The 1,290-nt window shown below is 44.3% G+C and carries 1 protein-coding gene; it reads left to right on the top strand.

Annotated features, from left to right (window positions below; translation table 11 throughout):
• Window positions 1-88 precede the first annotated feature (88 nt).
• Window positions 89-1,248 (top strand): IS3 family transposase gene (locus BLV90_RS15870; RefSeq protein ID WP_091743083.1). Its coding sequence is split into 2 segments (ribosomal slippage): window positions 89-359 and window positions 359-1,248, totalling 1,161 coding nucleotides; the frame shifts between segments, so codons are not numbered across the junction.
• The last annotated feature ends 42 nt before the right edge of the window (window positions 1,249-1,290 follow it).

Raw genomic sequence — 1,290 nt, 5'->3', positions numbered from 1 at the left:
TTGGTATTGTCCCCTAAAGGTAGACAGTGAAAAAAGTCCATCTGTTAAGATGGACAAAAATCATTGTTTATTGGAGGGGGATTTTCTTATGGCTAAAAAGGGACAAAAGTTTCATCGGTATTCCCCAGAGACGAAAACCAAGGCTGTCCGTCTCCGTATGGAAAAAGGACTATCCTATCGTGCAATTCAGGAGCGGTTAGGCATTCAAAGCAAAACGCAGGTCGTTCAATGGGTAAAACAATTCGAGCGTGGAGAATCCTTTGAAGATCATCGAGGAGGTTGGAACCGCAAACATTTCACTAGCCTTGAAGAAGAGAACGCCTATTTAAAAGCGCAGGTTGATTTTCTAAAAAAGCGATACCCCAATCTTTTAAAGGAGGAATAATTCCAAAACCCAATCGTTTTGCCATAATCCATGAATTACGAAGACATCATCCATTGAAGCATCTATTACGAGTGGCTCAAGTTTCTCGCTCGGGCTACTACAAATGGAGAAAAAGTCGTCTGTTTGTGACAGAAAGGCGGGTTAAGGATGCTAGGTTACAAGAGCACATCTTAGCCATTCACATGCAACATCCCTACTATGGTTCTATCCGAATCACAGCAGCTCTTCGTCGGGAAGGCATCCTGGTTAACCGTAAGCGCGTTCGCCGCCTGATGCGTGATTTAGGAATCTTTTCAGTGATTCGAAAAAAGCGGCCCTTCTTCGGACGAAAGTCTTCCGTACTTTACCCGAATCGATTGGATCGCCAGTTTACAGCAGAAACTTCCCTCCATCGTTTAGTTACGGACATCACTTATGTTCGTATAGGGAACTCCTTTGCCTACCTGTCTGTCATCCAGGATCTATGGAACAACGAAATCGTTGCTTGGTCTCTATCCAAACGCAATGATCTGGATTTGGTGTTGGATTCACTCGACCAGCTTCATGCCTCTTCTTCCCTCAAGGGTGTTCTTATCCATTCCGACCAAGGATTTCAGTATACGAGCAAAACCTATGCCCACCGGTTGGAAGCTTACGGTATGGTCGGTAGTCATTCTCGCCGTGGAAACTGTTTTGATAATGCGTCGATGGAATCATTCTTCTCTCACTTAAAGTCCGAGAAGATTTATTTGGAACGTCCGAATACCTACGAAGCCGCTCACCAAGCCATCCAACAATATATTACCTTCTACAACGAGAGACGGTTTCAGAAAAAATTCGGCGACCTTTCCCCCGTGGAATACCGAGAAAAGATCGCCGCTTAATAAGGTTCTTTTTCTATTGTCTACTTGACGGGGTCAATACCA

Source organism: Marininema mesophilum, assembly GCF_900106775.1.
Lineage (GTDB): Bacteria > Bacillota > Bacilli > Thermoactinomycetales > DSM-45169 > Marininema > Marininema mesophilum.
Note: the sequence above shows the minus strand (reverse complement) of the source record. Positions and strands in the feature narration are given on the sequence as shown.